13 protein-coding genes are annotated in these 17,320 nt (G+C 56.9%); 5 read left to right on the top strand and 8 right to left on the bottom strand.

The window, feature by feature from the left end; genetic code table 11:
• Positions 1 to 79: 79 nt before the first annotated feature.
• A complete protein-coding gene (locus HOV93_RS00960; protein WP_207394572.1) occupies positions 80 to 673 on the top strand; it encodes a phosphonate degradation HD-domain oxygenase in 594 nt (197 codons plus the stop codon).
• Between the two features lie 93 nt (positions 674 to 766).
• Here HOV93_RS00960 and HOV93_RS00955 read toward each other — a convergent pair whose 3' ends face one another.
• The 4 genes from HOV93_RS00955 to HOV93_RS00940 all read right to left on the bottom strand — a co-directional run bounded on the left by HOV93_RS00955 (position 767) and on the right by HOV93_RS00940 (position 8,651).
• Positions 767 to 2,716, bottom strand: coding sequence for a carboxylesterase family protein (locus HOV93_RS00955; RefSeq protein ID WP_207394571.1), 1,950 nt, complete (start codon positions 2,714 to 2,716; stop codon positions 767 to 769).
• A 28-nt stretch (positions 2,717 to 2,744) separates the two neighbouring features.
• Positions 2,745 to 3,113 (bottom strand): DUF1801 domain-containing protein, encoded by a 369-nt coding sequence (locus HOV93_RS00950; protein ID WP_207394570.1) that lies wholly within the window; start codon positions 3,111 to 3,113, stop codon positions 2,745 to 2,747.
• Positions 3,114 to 3,144: 31 nt separating this feature from the next.
• Entirely contained in the window at positions 3,145 to 4,140 is a 996-nt protein-coding gene (locus HOV93_RS00945) for a 3-keto-disaccharide hydrolase (protein WP_207394569.1), read from the bottom strand.
• A 101-nt stretch (positions 4,141 to 4,241) separates the two neighbouring features.
• Positions 4,242 to 8,651 carry a DEAD/DEAH box helicase gene (locus tag HOV93_RS00940; protein ID WP_207394568.1) on the bottom strand — a complete coding sequence of 1,470 codons (4,410 nt, stop codon included), beginning with the start codon at positions 8,649 to 8,651 and terminating at the stop codon, positions 4,242 to 4,244.
• A 286-nt stretch (positions 8,652 to 8,937) separates the two neighbouring features.
• On the opposite strand from HOV93_RS00940, the gene HOV93_RS00935 reads away from it, so the two are divergent.
• Both HOV93_RS00935 and HOV93_RS00930 read left to right on the top strand, forming a co-directional pair.
• Complete coding sequence (locus tag HOV93_RS00935; RefSeq protein WP_207394567.1) at positions 8,938 to 9,888, top strand: DUF1559 domain-containing protein; 951 nt, start codon at positions 8,938 to 8,940, stop codon at positions 9,886 to 9,888.
• On the top strand, positions 9,888 to 10,340 hold the full coding sequence (locus HOV93_RS00930; RefSeq protein ID WP_207394566.1) for a hypothetical protein: 453 nt from the start codon (positions 9,888 to 9,890) through the stop codon (positions 10,338 to 10,340). Before HOV93_RS00935 ends, HOV93_RS00930 begins: the two co-directional genes overlap by 1 nt.
• Before the next feature lie 38 nt (positions 10,341 to 10,378).
• Here the strand turns inward: HOV93_RS00930 and HOV93_RS00925 are convergent, their stop codons facing one another.
• The 3 genes from HOV93_RS00925 to HOV93_RS00915 all read right to left on the bottom strand — a co-directional run bounded on the left by HOV93_RS00925 (position 10,379) and on the right by HOV93_RS00915 (position 15,300).
• Positions 10,379 to 11,062: a 3-keto-disaccharide hydrolase gene (locus tag HOV93_RS00925; protein WP_207394565.1), complete on the bottom strand. Its 684-nt coding sequence runs from the start codon at positions 11,060 to 11,062 to the stop codon at positions 10,379 to 10,381.
• 79 nt (positions 11,063 to 11,141) lie between these two features.
• Complete coding sequence (locus HOV93_RS00920; protein WP_207394564.1) at positions 11,142 to 13,124, bottom strand: PAS domain-containing hybrid sensor histidine kinase/response regulator; 1,983 nt, start codon at positions 13,122 to 13,124, stop codon at positions 11,142 to 11,144.
• 238 nt (positions 13,125 to 13,362) lie between these two features.
• Positions 13,363 to 15,300: a chloride channel protein gene (locus tag HOV93_RS00915; protein ID WP_207394563.1), complete on the bottom strand. Its 1,938-nt coding sequence runs from the start codon at positions 15,298 to 15,300 to the stop codon at positions 13,363 to 13,365.
• 239 nt (positions 15,301 to 15,539) lie between these two features.
• On the opposite strand from HOV93_RS00915, the gene HOV93_RS00910 reads away from it, so the two are divergent.
• Together HOV93_RS00910 and HOV93_RS00905 are read left to right on the top strand one after the other, a co-directional pair.
• Entirely contained in the window at positions 15,540 to 16,013 is a 474-nt protein-coding gene (locus HOV93_RS00910; RefSeq protein ID WP_207394562.1) for a hypothetical protein, read from the top strand.
• A 319-nt stretch (positions 16,014 to 16,332) separates the two neighbouring features.
• Positions 16,333 to 16,641 carry a hypothetical protein gene (locus HOV93_RS00905; RefSeq protein ID WP_207394561.1) on the top strand — a complete coding sequence of 103 codons (309 nt, stop codon included), beginning with the start codon at positions 16,333 to 16,335 and terminating at the stop codon, positions 16,639 to 16,641.
• Between the two features lie 275 nt (positions 16,642 to 16,916).
• Here HOV93_RS00905 and HOV93_RS00900 read toward each other — a convergent pair whose 3' ends face one another.
• The gene (locus HOV93_RS00900) at positions 16,917 to 17,291 is read right to left on the bottom strand and encodes a hypothetical protein (RefSeq protein WP_390813538.1); all 375 of its coding nucleotides are present in this window, start codon (positions 17,289 to 17,291) and stop codon (positions 16,917 to 16,919) included.
• Positions 17,292 to 17,320 lie beyond the last annotated feature (29 nt).

Below are 17,320 nucleotides of genomic sequence, written 5' to 3'. Positions count from 1 at the left end.
AAGCTTGTTGACTTATAGTCACGGCTTGGGTATGCATGAGATTCAATAAATATCGACATGCAAGAGAAGGACGAGCACGATGGGCTTGCCGGGGCGTTTGAAACAAGGCGATTCACAGGAAGTCGTCGCTGCTATTGTCCAGCTCTTTCGCGACCGCGGTGATTCCGACTACGGACACGAGGCCGTCACCCAGTTGGAACACGCCCTGCAAGCGGCGACTCTCGCCCTGGAAAACAACGCTACATCCGAGTTGATTGCCGCCGCGCTGCTGCACGACATCGGTCATCTGCTGCATGATTTGCCTGAGGATGCGCCGGATCAGGGAATCGACGACCATCATGAGCGTGTCGGCTATCACTTTCTGAAGTCACATTTTGGACCGGCAACTTATCAGCCGGTGCGTATGCACGTCGACGCCAAGCGTTACTTGTGCGCTGCCCGGCGCGGATATCACGAAACACTGAGTGAGCCTTCGCAGGTCAGTTTGCGAATCCAAGGCGGGCCGATGAACGAAGCAGAAGTCGCCCAGTTCGAGAGCAACCCCCATTACCAAGCAGCTATCGACCTTCGGATTTGGGACGACACGGCAAAAGATCCTAAGATGAAAACACCACCTTTAGAATCATTCGAGCCGCACCTCCGCCGCGCGGCAGAGGCGAAGGGAAGCGATTAACATCGCGGCGCACAACCATGTGCGCATGTGCCCGGTGGCCACTCAGAGATTGATCTCTGAGCTGCCTATAGGTTTGATCAAGCCGTAGAAGGATTACGGTTGCCAGGCTTCGTCGAAGAAGTCGGCGGCAACCACTTTGCCTGGGGACGAACCGTCGGGGTCTTGGCGGATGTCAATCAACGCCCAGTCTGGCAGTTTTGGATTTTGCAGACTGTTGGTCCGATCGTGATTCTCACGAAACGTCGGGCCACTGTTAATCACCAGATACTTCTCTTGATTCAATGGGTTCGGGTAGATCATCAGGGGGACATGATTCGCCGAATCGACTTCATGCTTGCCAAGCGAGATATTCTTTTCGTTCCACTTCAAGGGCAACTGGTCGATCGTCTTCTTCAAGATCGAATTGGTCTCTGGCGTGCCCCAGCAAACCAGGTTGTACTTCTTAATATCTTCGTCGGTCACGTCCTTATCGAGCTTGGTACGTAGCTTGCCACGAAACAAGGCTTGCCAGCGTTTGGCGAGGTGCTTCGATTCGAAGTCGATCCAGCGCTGGATTGATTTGTTGGCTGCTTTGCCGGAAGGAAGCACAACGAGAAACGGCGACATGAACGCGTCGTCGATCGGACCTTGCAGGCCAGAGACTTTGTGCAACTCATCTGCCGACTCTGCGTCCTGGGTGACCTCCCACTGATTCCCGCTCTTGGCGAGAATAATCGACTCACCAGGCTCTTCGCCGTCGTTGACTGCGAGCTTTTGGCCATCGATTTCCAGATTGAACTTCTTTGCTTTGTCGAGATCGATCTTCATCTTGGCGACGTTGCGTGTGACGACGTACAACTCGTCGTCCGATTTCCACAGGGCGCCGACCCGGCTGTCTTCCCAGTGGCGAGTCAGTTCCAGAAGCTCTATCCAGTGCATCTGGCCGTATCGTAAGGTCGGCGTTTGAATGGTCACGTTCAAGGGATAATCAGGGCGGCCTTCTTCCCGAGCCGCTTTCAGCATTGCCATAATTTGCGTGAGCGTTTCCGGCGCGTACTTGTGACCCATCTTCGGGCCGATCAGGTGCGTCAGCGTTTGTCCTTCTTTCTCGAAGGCTTCTTCCATCACGCGGGCCGCTTGGATTTGCTTGTCATTCTCGCCACTGTAAGCGACCACCGGCAGGTTGAACAAGTTCGTCGTGTAGCTCGGGACATCGTAAACGTTCCACAGCGTTTGCTCGTACTTGGGTGGATAGTTTTCCTTCTTCAAGTTCTGATAGCGAGCCGTTTCCGCGAAGCCTGCCCCAGGGCTCATGGCGACGAAGTTCTCGGCATAGTGGGCACCAATATGCCAGCAGCCGGCACCACCCATCGAAAAACCCATCAGCACAATGCGGTCGTCGTCGATGTTGTATTGCTTTTTCACGTCTTCGATCGCTTCAAGCACGTCGATCTCGCCGGCCGACTTAAAGCCGATGCATTGACGTCCAAAAGGATGCAGGACGATCGCGTCGTCCGGAGAGATCTGACCCGTTTTGGTGGATCGTTCATGAATGAAGTGCAGGTCGGTTGCCTTGTCACCGCGACCATGCAGCCATACGTAAAGGGGCTGTGGCTTGGAAAGATCCAGCTCTTCCGGAATCACTAGGCCATACGGCTGCGGACTGCCGTCGATGCTGCTGGTGTACCCGCGAACGATCAGACCTTTCTGCTCTTTCCAAGGGGCGTCGTTCTTGGCCAAGCTTTCAGCCCGATTGCGGGCCATGGTAAGACAAGCCTGGGCTTTCTTGATGTCCCCTGCGCCGTAGAATTCGCCGTGCTCGATGGCGTACTCCACCGCTTTGCGGTAGATGTCCACGTCGGCAAAGTGCGGGTTGTCCTTTACCTGGGCCGAGAATTTTTCGACTTCGGCGATCCGGGCTTCCAGGTTCTTCTTGGTTGGCTCCGGCAGGGTGTAGTCGCTCTTGGCCGGCAAGCGGCGGGCAATCGGTTTGATCGCATCTTGAGCCAAGGCCGAGGTGGCAAACAGACAGACGAAAAGGTAACAAATCGAAACGCGATTCATGGCAGGTTGGCTCGCAAGGAAAGAGAGTTTACTTGTGGCAGCTGGCGTATTGAACAAGGCGGGTGATCGAGTCGACGGGGATATCCAGGGAAGATTCAAACGGCACGTAACGGATGTGGGAAAGCTCTTCTCCCTCGAGCAGTCCGTCCTCGTCCGGCAGGCGAGTTCCCCATTGGAACGCTAGCCGTACATGGTCGGTCTTGGGTTGGATGAACGCGAAGTAAAACGACTTGCGGTAACCAATGATCCGCCAGCCGGGATAGGCTTTCTCGCGAACTTCCGGAACGGCATCCTTCATTAGCTTTCGCAGCGATTCGGCCGTATCGCGAACCGAGAAGGGAAAGTCGGCCAGTAGATCCTTAGGAGAGAAGACTCCACTTGGCCGACGAGTTCCCATGTCTCGTGTTACTTTCAATTCGCGAAAACGCTTACTTCTTCACAACCCAAATGTTGCGAAAAACAACCGGGTTACCGTGACCTTGCAGGTAAATTGCATCCGCTTCAGGACCTTCTTGGTGACGACCAGGCGTGTTGCTGGGAAGTTCCAGGTCATCGTGGATGACGACACCATTGTGCTTGATCGTGGCACGTGCGTTTTCGGTTTTCTTGCCGTCGGCATCGTACTTGGCCGCGGTGAAGTCGACGTCGTATGTTTGCCAAGTGAGTGGCGGGAAGCACATGTTCACTTTCGGCTTCGAGATCTTGTAGATCCCACCGCATTCGTTATCGGCACCGGTCAGGCCAAACGAATCGAGGACCTGGCATTCGTAGCGGCTTTGGATGTACAAACCACTATTGCCGCGAGCCTGGCCGCGGGCGTCTGGCTTGTAAGGCGTACGGAATTCGAGGTGCAGCGTGTGATCGCCGAACTTCTCTTTCGATTCGCAGGCGGCCAGCAGAAGATCTTCTTGAACGACCTTGCCGTTGTTCCAAGCATCGGCGCTGGAACCGTCGAACAGGACGATCGCACCTTCAGGAGCTTTCGCACCCAGGGTGGGGCTTTTGCGAACGACCTTTTCAAGCGTACCGATGGTGTTGCCACCTTCGCCGAGCACGTCGATCCTGCCGTCGTGCAGGGTCGCGACAAAGCCATCGCCTTTGTACTCGACCTTGCCGCCGCTGGCGGTGCCGGTAACTTTCATTAGTTCATCGTAGTTGCCGCCCGAATAACCTTCGCCTGGCAAACCACCCGGGTAGGTGACGGCTTCAAATTTATCGTTGCCCAGGGCAATGACCTGAACGCCGTACTTCACTTCGGCACCGTCGATATCAAGCTTGCCGACGTATTCGCCTTGAACTTGGTAGGAAGCCGGGGCTTCTTCCTGGGTGGTGTAGGTCTTGGTGTCGTCCGCGGCAAATATGGCCAGCGGAGCGGCAACGGCCAGCAAGGCGGCCAAAATAGTGCGGGAAAGGGGACGCTGCATGGTGGACTCCCAGCGGTTGGTCAGGGGGTGAAAAAACAAGGAGAGGGACGCTTCATTGTGGTTCGCAGCACCGCGTGATGCAACCATCCTCAAGAGACGATCTAGCTGGCCGTCGACCGGCGACGGGGAAACCCGATGGGGATGGTTTGCGGCGGTAATCGACGGCCTGCGTGTAGGGCACGGGTCATTTCCATCTGGTCGTTGGGCTCGACAGGACGCAAAAACTCAATCTCTCCGCCCCGTTTTGTCGCCACGACTTGGCCGTTTTGCCAAATGAGCGCATTGGTATGGATCGCCGGAATCTTAGGGTCTTCGCTCAGCACACCGGCCAGATTGAGTGGATCGGTACCACTGACGGCGGCCCACGGATCTTCCTTTTTGGCGTCGCGGAGCTTGCGCAACGCGTAAATGGCTTGCTCGGTTCCGTACTGCTCGCCTCCGGCATTCTTGACGAAGCGACCTCCTCGCAGTTCTCCGCGACGTTCCATCCGCCGCAGCATCGGGACCAGTTGTGCCCACGAGGGGGCTGCCGATTCACGGTGAAGCAGATCGCGGAAGATCACCCCGTACCTCGCAATCAATTGCAAGCACCAGCGGTGCAGGTAATCTTCCGCCGAGACTTCCTCGACGATGCCTGGGAACAACGACCAACGGCCGGCCCGCGCGGTGGCGTTCGACTTGCGGCGCGTGCGAGACTTTTTGGTGCCGGAGTCGTCGACGATCTTACGCACCGCGCTAAAGCTGTCGCACGTAATCAGTCCCAGGGCAGCCAGTTCTCGCAATGCTTCATCTAAGTGGGTCGGTAACAACTTCGTGAGCACTTTGATGTCTTGATGAAACAAGGCTCCTCGCGACTTCAAGGCTTCCAGGACATCTTGGGCATTACCACGAGCCAACGCTTCGGCTGACTGACGCACATCCGGAATTAGCCAGCCCAGGTTCTCGCGCTGTACGACCGCCATTGGCACACTGCGGCGCAGCGAGGCCATGCTCGGACCTTCTTCGGCGTCTCCTTGTGGCGGTCGAAGTCGCCCCCAAACCAGTTCGCCGGAAGTCAGTTGTTCGTCCAGCCAATCGGGGTCGTAGTCATCCATGCGTGCCGCCAACAGGCTGCGTTCCCAGCTACCGGCCGATGCTTCAAAGCCTTGCAGCAAGTTCATCACCGCATTCAGGCCGCGTGAGCCAGACGACTTTGTCTCGCGCTGCAGCAATTGATGCCGCACGAGAAAACGCAGAAAGACATCCCGCTCGACCGGTTGGATCTGTTGCCGTAGTCCGGTGACCGTTAAGCGATGAATGCGGGCCAACAGCCGACGATCGCACCACTGTAGATCCCCTTCATGGGAAGAGCCTGCGGTTGAGTATTGCCCCCGCAAGATGATCCCTTCCGCCTCAACGGCCTCGCACGCGGCATGCACGCTCGATGGCTTCAGCCTCCAGGTTTGGGCCAGCTCTTCGGTCGAGAAGGGCCCCAGGCAAGGGGCTGCACTGCGAACCAATTCGACCCACGCCTGGTGCGATTCCAACTGCTTGCCGACCCCTGCCGGCACTTCGACACTGGGCTCTGCCGTGCCGCCAGGCAGCGCGGCTTGGACAATCGAAAGGGTTTCGGTCGCGGTCCAAAGGGGTTCGTGACCGTCGCGAAGGTAACGTGTGGCCCGGCCTTGCTTGACCAGGCGATCAAACAGGGGCTGCCACTCTTGGCCTTGCGATGCCGGCAACGCCACCATGGTGGTTAGCACGTCATGCAGTTCGTCCGGATCGCGAGCCGTCGGCCAGGCCTCGCGGCGTACGGTGGCGATCGCTTCGGGGGAAAGTTGACCCAGTTCTTTCATCTCGCCAGGGGCCAACGTACGACGTGTGGTGACGGCCCGCGTACGCCGGTCTTCGAGTCCGGCCGGGTCGAGAAACGAATAAGGGTTCGCGTTGATGCGTTCGTGTGCGAACGGCGATGGCTCGCGCGTTTGCCGGGCAATGAACTGGACTTCGCCCGCTTCGACCGCTCGAAGTAGGTCCTTCCAGCGTTCGACGTCCATGCCTTCGGTCAGACAGTCGTGCAGCGTTTGCTGCACGAGCGGGTGGTCGGGATACTTGATGTCTTCGTTGTGGTTTTCCAGGCACCCGACTTGATCGGGGAATGCGGCGGCAAGCAGGTCGTCCGAGCGGAAGCGGACCATATGGGGCGGGACCTTTTTGCCCCCCATGAAACGCAAGATTGCCAGCGAACGCGTCGCATTCCACCTCCAGCGGATGCCGAACATGGGAAAGGCCAGCAGCGCTTGTTCGAGCAGGGCCTGGCCGTTGGTCGAGTTCAGCATCTTGAACATGTCTTCTAGCGGAAAACTATGCTGCGGCCCGAGCGAAAGGACCAGCCCATCGTCGTCGGCGCTGGCCTGCAGTTCGAAGTCGAATGAACGGCAGAACCGTTTGCGAAACGCGAGCCCCCAGGCTCGATTGATGCGTGTGCCCAGCGGCGCGTGAACGACCAATTGCATGCTTCCGGCTTCGTCGAAGAAACGCTCGAAGACGATTTTCTTTTGCGTCGGCACCAGGCCCATCGCCGCGTGCTGAGCGGCCACATATCGGACGGCCTGCATCGCCGCCCAGGCCGTGGCATGGCACTGAGCTTGAATCCATTTCACCGTCTCGACATCGACCTGATCGAACGAGGATTCTAGCAGTCCGCCATCTTGCGACTGAACTTGGAAGCGTTCGCGAGAAGGGTCCTCGGCGGCGGCGACAATCTTCTCGGCGATTTCCTCGCGCAGGTCGGCGACTTCTTTGGAAAGCTCGATCGTACGGCCAGGAGATTCGCCGAACCAAAATGGCACGCTCGGTGGCTGACTTTGGGCATCCTGAACAATCACGTCACTGCCACGAATAGCCAACACCCGCCACGAGGTGTTGCCCAGCAGAAAGACGTCGCCGGCTTTGCTGTCGACGGCGAAGTGCTCGTCGACGGTGCCGACGACCTGCTTTTCGGGATCGGTCAGCACGCGGTAGATTGGCATGTCGGGGATGGCCCCGCCCGAGGTAGTTGCGCTGATGCGGGCCCCACGCCGCGGCCGCAACTTGCCGTTAATGCGGTCTCGGTGGATGTGCGCCCCGGTCTTGATCGAACGCGTGACCCCTTCGTTGAGCATTTCCAGGACGTCCTGGTATTTCTGAAGCGAAAGGTCGCGATAAGGCCAGGCTCGTTTGAATCGTGCGTAAAGCTCGGCTTCGTCTTGTTCTTCGGCAGAGACTTCAGCGACGACCTGCTGCGCCAAAATGTCGAGCGGGGCGACGGGGATTTCAATCCGGTCGAGTTCCCCTTTGTCGACGCTCCGCATCAGGGCCAGGCACTCGATCAGTTCATCGCGTGTGAGCGGAAACAAGCGACCTTTGGGCGTGCCTTGCAGCGAGTGGCCAGAGCGACCGACACGCTGCAGGAAGTTCGCAATACTGCGAGCCGAACCGATCTGTACGACCAGGTCGATAAAGCCAATATCGATGCCCATCTCCAGGGAAGCGGTCGCCACAATCGCTTTGAGTTTGCCTTCTTTGAGCCGCTGTTCGGCCGAGTGACGAATCTCTTTGGCGAGGCTGCCGTGGTGGCTGGTGATGACCTCGTCGCCCAGAACTTCCGTCAGGCGATGGGCGACGCGTTCGGCCATGCGGCGCGTGTTGACGAACACCAACGTGCTGTGATGCGACTGGATCAGTTTCACCAAATCGTCATAGACTTCGCCCCACTGCTCGTTAGAGCAAACCGCCTCCAGCGGGGAAGGGGGGACGCTGACTTCCAGGTCGAGCTGGCGACGATGACCACCGTCGACGATCGCGCAGTCAGGCACCTGATTCTCGTCGACTCGCTCGGTACCTACCAAAAAGCGAGCAATCTCTTCGATCGGTTTTTGCGTGGCCGATAATCCAATCCGCGTAGGTGGCCCGATGCACAGTGCTTCCAGGCGTTCCAAGGTTAACGTCAAATGCGAGCCGCGTTTGTCGCGGGCCAACGCGTGGATTTCGTCGACGATGACCGTATCGACATGCCGTAGTGTCTTGCGGCTTTTCTCGGCTGTCAGCATCAAGTACAGCGATTCTGGCGTGGTGACCAGGATATGGGGTGGCCGCCGGGTCATGGCCTGACGCTGCGATGGTGGCGTGTCGCCGGTTCGCACGGCGGTACGAATTTGCGGCGGAAGCATGCCCATGCTTTCCGCCATGTCGCAGATCTCCATCAACGGGACATCTAGGTTGCGGTGGATATCGTTGCTGAGCGCTTTCAGCGGCGAGACATAAACGACATAGGTCGTGTCGAGCAGATTTCCGGCGAGCCAGCGGCGGAACAAGCGGTCTAAGCAGACCATGAATGCGGCGAGCGTCTTACCTGAACCCGTCGGGGCCGCAATCAACGTACAGCGACCCTCGGCAATCGACGGCCAACCGCCGTTTTGGGCATCGGTTGGCTTGCCAAACCGCTTAGTGAACCAGGCCTGAACCACAGGATGAAATAGCTCGAGCGACATGCTGAGCATTATAGCTAACTGTACGGATGTGCATAGGTAATTCCGTTGTTTTCAAGCGACAGACTAGCGAGATGCGGTAGGCAAGACAGAGCGTACGTTGACCATAATTTCGTCTCCCGAAGTGCAAAGGGCAAAAAACCAATAAAAGAAACAATAAATAAATGCATTCCGATGTGTCGGGGTAACCGAGTATAATGCCATGTTTGCGGAGCCCCATCTGCCCGTACTGGGCAGTCGCATTCCAATCGTCCTAACTTGCCATCATCCCTCTTGGGAGGTTCCTGTCATGCCCCTTCATTCTACGCGCGGCCAGCGTGGTTTCACTTTGGTCGAATTGCTCGTTGTTATTGCCATCATTGGCGTGCTCATTGCGCTGTTGTTGCCTGCCGTGCAACAGGCCCGCGAAGCAGCACGGCGAACTCAGTGCATCAACAACCAAAAGCAGCTCGGTCTTGCCCTGCATAACCATCACGATACTTACGGCAACTTCCCGGCAGGTAGCGAATGGGCGCTCACCGATCCGTGCACCGATAGCAAGGGAAGCGCCCGCGTTCCGTGGACCGTCAAAATTCTGCCGTTTATCGAGCAGAATAATCTGTACGAAGAGTTCGACATCACCGCTCAGTTTCCTTGGGGTTGGAACGACGACTATACCACGGCCGTCCCTGACCAAGGCCCACTAAACAAAGATCCCGCGCGGCAAGTGGTCGAGGCCTATCAGTGTCCATCGAACCCCCTTTCCAACAATGGTTTGCCAGTGCTCGATTACATGGGGGTCATGGGGGGCGGTACCACCTCGGACGATATCTGCGGCAGCGGCTTCGGCGGATCGCGCTTGTATGACAACGGTATTCTCTACTTAAATAGCAAGACGAAGTTCCGCGACATGACCGATGGAACGACCAACACGATGATGGTGGGCGAAACAATTTACTTCAAAGGTCCCCAATCTAGCAGCGAAGCATTTACCTGGGCATCGGGTTGGGCTGGTGGTAAAAGCCCAGCGAGTGGAACGGCCACTGTGAACGCGATTAACAGCGGTCCGAACGTTCTTTCGGCGACCAACGTGAACACCTGGGTTGAAACCACTTTGACCTTTGGAAGTGTTCACCCCGGTGGTGCGATCTTCCTGATGGGGGATGCGTCGGCTCAGTTCGTTCCGGAAACGATCGATCTAACCATTTATCGCCAGCTAGGGATACGTAACGACGGTTTACCCGTCGGAGGGTTGCCCTAATGCGTAGTCTCACTTTCAATCACGTTGGTCTCGCCACCGCGTGCTGTTTAATGTTCGCCGGTTGCACTGCTCAGCAATCCGCGACGGCCCCGGTTCAAGGGAGCGTGACCCACAACGGCGAGCCGGTTGGCCTAGGACAGGTGGTCTTTCAGCCTGTTTCTGCCGAGGATAAAAACTACCCTGGCAAACCAGCTCGCGCCACTGTTCAGCCCGATGGAAACTATACGCTGACAACGTTCGACGAAGGGGACGGCGCCTTGCTTGGAAAGCACCGCGTCACGTTTGAACTGGGACCGCAGCCTGCCGGAGAATATCGCGATGGCAAGCAGCACCCGCCATCACCGGAAGAAGTTAAGCAGTGGAGAGCCTTGCGGGGACTTGTTTCTGATACCCAAGAAGTCGAAGTTGTGTCTGGCAAGAATTCGATCGACCTTGAGCTCGTCAAGCGATAACATCGCAAATTAGATGACAACGAAAGCCCACGCCGTGATTACGACGTGGGTTTTTTCGTGTCCGCTTCGTTGAGCGTTTCCAGTTCTAGATTTCGCAACGCGGCCCCGGTGTTCCAGGTGCCGATGCCCAGCGGCTTGGTCGTGTCTTGCTCGATCCAGATATCGAGCTTTCGGCCTTCGGGGTTGTAGTGAATGATCTCTTCGTCATCGAGCCAAACCTGAACGTGCTTGGGCTTCACGCGGAGGCGGATCTTGTACCACTGGTTGTTCTCGAACTCGGTGTAGCCGGTCGTTTCGTTTTCGACTGCGGACATTCCGTCGATACTGGTCACGCCGGTCACGCCGCCTCCCCAGCCGCCGATGATTAGCGTTTGGTGGGCGTCGCCAACGGGGAAGGTCAGTCCGCAAAAGAAGTCGCCCCCTTCGACCCGCTTGGCTTCCAGGCGAACCTCGTAGTTCATCTTCGGCGGGTTGCCAGCGAGCACGATCCCGGTGGCCGGATCGCCTTTGCCGAGTAAGATCTCGCCTGCTTTGACGGTTACCTTGCCGTGGTCTTCGTAGAAGCCTTGGTCGTTGATCTTCCAGCCTTTGAGGGTCTTGCCGTCGAACAGCTTTTTGACCTTCGATTTCGCCGGCTCTGGCTTCACGTTCCCTTTTTCTTCGGCAGTCGCGGGCAGGGCGAAGACAACGAAACCAATCAGCAGCAGGGCCGTACGAAGCATAGAGAGAACCTCAGAAATCGAATACCAAATAGAGATGGTTCAATCTTCGCACGCACCCAGGCGGAAAGCAACGGCTGCTCTAGCTCCCTTCCAAGGTGGTCGCCAGGTGTTGGGCATGCGTTCCATATCGTTTTACGAATTCGAGAAACGGGCCTCGCTTGACCGGTTTGGTGAAGTAGTCGTCGCAACCAGCGTCCAGGCAGCGTTGCCGATCTCCTTGAAGGGCATGGGCAGTGACCGCCAGAATGGGTTTGCAAAATCCGTTTTCGCGAAGCAAACCGGTTGCCTGGTAGCCGTCCATCACCGGCATTTGCATGTCCATCAAAATCAGGTCGACTCGTGGGTCGCTGTCTTGTCCGGTGCTCACGGTATCGCGCCGATTCGCACTGATCCATTCGACCGCTTCCAGGCCGTTATTGGCCAGCGTGACGGTCGCTCCGGCTTTGCGAAGAAAAGCACTGAGAACGACTTGATTGTCGATCCCGTCTTCCACAAGCAGCACACGATAGCCGTCGAGTCGGACCTGTTGCGGTTTCTTCTGGGGACCGGACTGCCTAGGTTGTTCTTGTAAGGAAAGGGAAGTGACTTCCAGCGGAATGCGAAGCAGGAAGGAAGTTCCGTTGCCGACCTCGCTCTCTACATCGAGGGAACCATTCAAGGTTTTTACGAGTCGGTGACAGATCGATAGCCCCAGCCCTGATCCCCCGTGGCATCGCGAAGGGGAATTGTCGGCCTGATTGAAGGGCTCGAAGATCGTGTCCAAGCGACTCGCCGGAATACCGACACCTGTGTCACGTACGATCAACTGGAGCGTGGGTTTAGGAAAGCCATGAAAGCTGACTTCGACCGTGATTTCCCCTTCGGGAGTGAACTTGATGGCATTCTCGATCAGGCGCGTAAGGATCAGGCGCGTGCGCGCCGCATCGGTGACGAACTCGGGCGGAATCCCAGGCAGAACGTGCAGGTGGAAATCGAGTCCTTGCCGTTTGGCTTTCGTCTGGTAGACATCGGCCGTATCAGCCAGGATGGCTTCGACCGATGTTTTCCCCATGCTGGCCGACTGTTGTGCCGATTCGATGCAGGACAGCTCCATGATATCGTCCAGTAGGTGCATCAGCTGTTGGCCGTTACGGCGGATCGGCTCCAACGACGGGCCAGGCAGACCATCGGGCCAGTCGCTGCCCAGCAGATCGGCGTGACCAAGGATTGCGGTTAACGGGGTCCGCAGATTATGGCTCATGTTGGTCAAGAATTCATTCTTGGCATTCACGGCCGAATTGGCAAGCTCGTTGGCCGTTATCAGAGCCAGTTCGGCTTCTCTCTTTTCGGTGATGTCTGTGGCAGTTCCGAGTACCCGCTTGCGATGACAGCCGCTTGATTGAAACTGCCCGCTGAGGGTGTACCAGCGATAGCGACCCTCGGTATTTTGGATGCGGCACTCGAGTTCAAACCGTCGATCGTTTTGACTGAATTGGTTCTCGATGGTCTGGGTGACCTTGAATCTATCGTCGACATGGACGCGACTTAACCACTCGTTCACGTTGCGCGGCAAGTGACTGGGTTCCAGTCCCAGCATTTTTTGAAAGTGCTGCGACAGATACACAAAGTCAAGCTGGCGGTCCCACCACCAGAGGCCCACGTTTCCCTCGGCGACTGCCAGGCGGTACCACTGTTGGTGCTGGCGAAGATCCTCGCGGACTTGAGCCTCTTCGATCAGATGCTGCAACTTGACATTGATCTGTGGGCTGTCGAATTCTACCCATTCCAATACGTACGGCGAACGCGATGGGCTGAGGCCGGCCTCGATGTAGACGTTCAGACATTGCCCTAGTATCGCAGGAGAAAGCCGGGGATCGGGCAAGTTCTGATGCGCGCTACTTTGCGGAGAAACGCCCCATAAGCAAAGGCCTATCTGGTCATGATTCAGATCGGGCCAGCCTTGCGGCTCGACGCAGAGAATGTCTTGTGGTCGGACGCCACAGTCGTGCAGGTGCGGCAAAATCCTGGCGGATTCTGAGTCCTCTGCAATGATAGCAATACGGATCTTTTCGTAGTCCATCATCGATCTGCCCCGTAATCCCTGCGGATTACGAATCAATGTTTGGTTTAGTGACAGCCTTATGAGGGGTGCGTACCCCTGTTGGCTCTTCTTAACCCTACGATTCGAATGGGCAGTTCGTAGTCTGTGCAAAGCAATTAGGGCAAGATGATCGCTCGGCGGTGCCGGTCGTAGCGATTAATGTCCCCCAAATGCATTCCCAATTATTAAGATTTGAAATATGGCAGAGCATCGGTAAAGCTTAGCTTTTCAGAAGTTCTTCACGGTAGCGGGCCATCACATCGGCACGGATAAGCAGCCCAATCAAAACGCGTTTACCGGCCGTTTGAATCTCGACCGGCAGCGTCCCGACATCGCGCGTTCCGAAATCGCGTAGCGCTTCAAGCAAGTTCTCGTCCGGAGAAACTGCAATGGGGGAGACCATCGCAATATCGTGCGCGTTCACCAGGTACGGAGAGATATCGGTATCCAGCACGCGGTGCAGGTCTTCAGGGCGAATAATTCCGTGCAGCGTGCCGTCCTCGTTCATCACCGGAATACTCTCGATATGAGGATTCTCGCGGGCGATCTTGATGATCTGCATCACGTTGTCGGTGTTCTTCACGGTGGGGAACTTGCGCACCATCACATCCCGCACGGCAATGTTTTCAATATGGTGCAGGTCATGGCTTCGGGCAATCGATTCGCCGCGACGCGAAAGCTTCTTCTCGTAGATGCTTTCGGGGTCGACCCACCGAGCAATCAAGCTCGAAATACCGGCTGCGGCCATGATCGGCAGAATAATTCGGTAGTCGTCGGTCAGCTCATACACCACGACAATCGCGCTTAACGTTCCGTGGGTGGTGCCGGCGACGACTGCCCCCATGCCCACCAGCGCATACGCGCCCGGATGATCGCACCACTCGGGGGCAATCAGGTTGAGCGTGAGCCCAATCACCGCGCCCGTTGTCGAGCCAATAAACAAACTGGGCGCAAAGATGCCACCCGAACCCCCGCCGGCCAGGCAGGCACTCGTTAGAAACGGTTTGACAATCACTAGCGGCAGCAGCCAAACCAGATGCTGCCACATCGCATGCCGAGAAAGCCGCAAGTTCTCGTGTTGCGAATCGTGTTCGCTGGCGTCGCTATCGGTCAGCTTCTGGGCGTTCTCTAAATGCAGCGTATGGCTGATCGCAGCGTAGCCGGTTCCGTACAAGACCGGAATCGGTTGGCTGCGTTCAATATCTTGCTGGGCCGCCACGGACTGTTCCGGTGCGACCGGATACATCACGTAGTAAGTTGTCCCAATCACCCCCAACAGCAGGCCGCATGCGATCGAGCGGATCCAATGTTTGGGGATCCAGTATTCTGATTCGTCTTCAAACCAATACAGCAGCTTGGTAAAGCCGACCGCCATCAGGCCGCAGACAATGCCCAGAAAGATGTACGAGGGTAGTTCGTGGTAGGCACCATCGAACTTGTGATTGATGTGCGGAAACTCTGGAGCAAAGCCATGGTCTCCTTGGTTTTGCTGCACCACGTTGGCCAACACGGCGGCAATCACAATCGCCGAGAGACTCTCGACGGCGAAGTTTCCCAGAATGATTTCGCTGGCAAAGATCACCCCGGCAATCGGGGCATGAAACGTCGCCGAGATGCCAGCCGCAGCCCCGGCGGCCGCCAAAACTTTGATGTTCCTGGCCGAAAGCTGAAAGATCTGCGCAGCCGTACTACCAAACGCCGCACCGATCTGCACGATGGGACCTTCGCGCCCGATAGAACTGCCGGTGCCGATGCAAAGCCCGCTGGCCAATAGCTTCACGATAGCCACCGGAGGACGAATGACACCATCCTTCCGGGCAATCGCTTTCACCACTTCCGGAACCCCATGACCGACCGCTTCCGGGTAATACTTACGCGTATACCAAGAGACCAGCATCAGCCCGACAACCGGACAGAGAATCAGGCCGACCAGGCCCACCCAATGATGGTGAGCCAGTTCCATGCACGGGCGTAGCGTCCAATCTTCGATGCTATGAATCATCATCGAAAGAAAGATCGAACTGTACCCGGCCAGAATGCCGACAATGCCTGCCAAGGTGATGGTCAGCGGCTGCGCAGGGATCGTCCCCCGCTTCAAATGCAGGGCGAGCCAGTCCTGAACCGGCGCCAGCCACCCACGAACCCGAGACCAAGGCATAGCACTCGTTGGGAAAAACCCTCCGGACCCGACCACCGAAGGAAACCAAATTGGCAAGGAAAGAGACTCAGGTTATCAGGGATGCCAGTCAGGTTAAAGGGCGTACCGACGATCTCGGCGCGTTGCAAGCGGCCACGCACTTCACGACAAATTCAACTTCTCTGCACGAAACGCCATTAAAGCGCGGGCATAACTCGGGATTAATTTGTAGGGGCACCCACCTCATCGAAAGGCCAGCTGTGAACGCCGAAGACTTACGGAAAATCATTGGAGCATCGAAGGAACCGGTCGAGTACGCTCCGGTCGCTATGCTGTTAAAAACGGGCTATGCCTGTTTTGGTCACTACAACGGGAACCTCAACGAAGACCTCGGCCAGACGCTCGTCGTTTTGAACGCCCAGCTGATGGACCTCAAAGCGGAAGCCCATCGCACTCGCCCGGCGGCCGAAGATTTTCGCGAATTCCTGCTCGAGATTGTCGGGGCTTACGATTCCGACGAGCAGGACGAATTACCGACACGCGAATTCCTGGGCAAGCCAATCCCCCTGGTTGCGATTCCTTTGGATGAGATCGCGATTGTCTACCCCGTAGCGCAAATCGTCACTATGCTCCAGCGAATCAGCCCAGAGAAACGCGAAGATCAAGCCACGCCGGCGCTGTTCGATTTCAATCGCAGCGAAATCCTGACCGTCTTGCGAATGAAACTGTGGTAATCGACGAGGCCCCCGCGCGGGCGCGGGTCGGACGCCTGGAACCGCTTAACAACCCACGCCCGCGCGAATCCCAAAAAATTTTCATTTGAGCACTATACATATGCTACACCAGGCTGATATACCTAAATCATGCCCAGGGGACGCTTCCCCGGCACCGTGCCTATTTTCTTTGTAGGCATACGAAAACAGTACCCAGTTCGCTGCTAGACAAGCAGCAAACCGTAGGGCCCGTGCGAACGCGGGTCGAACGTCTGGTACCCGCTTCGCGACCCGCGACACGCGGGTCCTACCAAACCCAACACCACTCAAGAGCACCATTATGTCCCATCACCACGCACAATCTGAAAAACACGAACCGGGCGCCTCTGCGCCCGGTTCGCAGGATGGTCTTAAAGAAGCCGCCTGGGAAGCCCGTAACCAGTCCGGAAAGGCTAAGCACAAAGCACACTTGCCCGGCGATAATCTGCCGAAGGCAAGACCTCACGTCGTAGTCCAAGAGTTCGACCTTCTGTACTGGATCGAACAGGTAAGTCGAACAAAGGAAAGCCATGCCCACGAAGACGTGAGCATGGCACCTGCCGCTGTTAAACCGAACCAGTATCAAGCCAAAGAACGCGGCCCACCCTAACAACCCGGCCCCTCAACCTCGGGTAGGATGCGAGCAGAGACGCGAAGCGGAACGTATCGCACCAAATGCGGTCTCCATCAAATAACAACGCGACAACGTTGTGCAAGATGCGATTCGCTGCGCTGCTCAGCACCCTACATCTAAACAGGGCTCTCTTCTCTTGTCATACGGAATCATACCCCTTGCCCTGGGTGCCACGCCCAAGTCCGCTTGGGCGTGCGCGCGACGCTAGGGTCTGCGCTCATCGAGCGCGATTCATCTGGCTGTCGTTTCGGTTAGCGCGGCTTCTTATCGCTTGGGGGAATCTCGAAGTCGTACTCGCCCGACTCCATGGGTAGGTCATAGCTTTCCTCGTGCGGTTTGAAGAGAAGTTTGCCGTCGAGGTTGTCTCCGTGTGCTACGCCGTTGAACCCTTCGATTCGTACCATATGGGGACCGCCCACCAGACCAAAGCTTTCTTGGGTCGTGTAAGTGCCGTCGTAGATGATGGCCTTACTGCCGTGGCCCGAGTTGCCTTGCTGGGTATCTGGTGAAAAGGTGATCGTGCCGCGCGGGACCGGCTTGCCATCGTGGGTTACGTGGCCGGTCAGGTGTACGGTCGAGTCGCCCGAGTTACATCCCCCAACCCCTATGCAAAGTAATAAGCTCACCACAGCCATATTTAAAGAAAGATGCCCAT

The organism is Bremerella alba (assembly GCF_013618625.1).
Classification (GTDB): Bacteria; Planctomycetota; Planctomycetia; order Pirellulales; family Pirellulaceae; genus Bremerella; species Bremerella alba.
This window is presented reverse-complemented; position numbering and strand designations above follow the sequence as displayed.

Excerpts from the sequence above, each read along its gene's own strand:
- HOV93_RS00960 (WP_207394572.1), top strand. The coding sequence starts at position 80 with ATGGGCTTGCCGGGGCGTTTGAAACAAGGCGATTCACAGGAAGTCGTC.
- HOV93_RS00950 (WP_207394570.1), bottom strand. The coding sequence starts at position 3,113 with ATGGGAACTCGTCGGCCAAGTGGAGTCTTCTCTCCTAAGGATCTACTG.
- HOV93_RS00945 (WP_207394569.1), bottom strand. The coding sequence starts at position 4,140 with ATGCAGCGTCCCCTTTCCCGCACTATTTTGGCCGCCTTGCTGGCCGTT.
- HOV93_RS00940 (WP_207394568.1), bottom strand. The coding sequence starts at position 8,651 with ATGTCGCTCGAGCTATTTCATCCTGTGGTTCAGGCCTGGTTCACTAAG.
- HOV93_RS00955 (WP_207394571.1), bottom strand. The coding sequence starts at position 2,716 with ATGAATCGCGTTTCGATTTGTTACCTTTTCGTCTGTCTGTTTGCCACC.
- HOV93_RS00920 (WP_207394564.1), bottom strand. The coding sequence starts at position 13,124 with ATGATGGACTACGAAAAGATCCGTATTGCTATCATTGCAGAGGACTCA.
- HOV93_RS00925 (WP_207394565.1), bottom strand. The coding sequence starts at position 11,062 with ATGCTTCGTACGGCCCTGCTGCTGATTGGTTTCGTTGTCTTCGCCCTG.
- HOV93_RS00930 (WP_207394566.1), top strand. The coding sequence starts at position 9,888 with ATGCGTAGTCTCACTTTCAATCACGTTGGTCTCGCCACCGCGTGCTGT.
- HOV93_RS00915 (WP_207394563.1), bottom strand. The coding sequence starts at position 15,300 with ATGCCTTGGTCTCGGGTTCGTGGGTGGCTGGCGCCGGTTCAGGACTGG.
- HOV93_RS00905 (WP_207394561.1), top strand. The coding sequence starts at position 16,333 with ATGTCCCATCACCACGCACAATCTGAAAAACACGAACCGGGCGCCTCT.
- HOV93_RS00935 (WP_207394567.1), top strand. The coding sequence starts at position 8,938 with ATGCCCCTTCATTCTACGCGCGGCCAGCGTGGTTTCACTTTGGTCGAA.